At 50.0% G+C, this 246-nt stretch carries 1 pseudogene; it reads right to left on the bottom strand.

The features are described from left to right. Positions 1–246: pseudogene (locus A3761_RS26490) on the bottom strand (ferrous iron transporter B); the annotation flags it as partial.

The raw sequence follows: 246 nt of genomic DNA, 5'->3' as shown, positions 1-246 counted from the left end.
TTAAAACGTTCGACCATTTCGCCAAAGGTTCCACGGCTCACTTCCTGTGCTTCAGCGGCGGCATCGATATTGCTGATATCGCCCACATCTAAGCCTAAGGGATCAAACAGCATATCCCCTATAGCAGAAAAGTTTTCCGGTACTGTTGCCAATGCTTCACTCAGGCTAGCTCCCAGATCAAAGCCCTGCTCTTGCGCTTCACCTTCGCTCGCTAATTGCCCATATAGTGAATCCAAGGTGCCCACA

This window comes from Oleiphilus sp. HI0123 (assembly GCF_001635315.1).
This window is presented reverse-complemented; position numbering and strand designations above follow the sequence as displayed.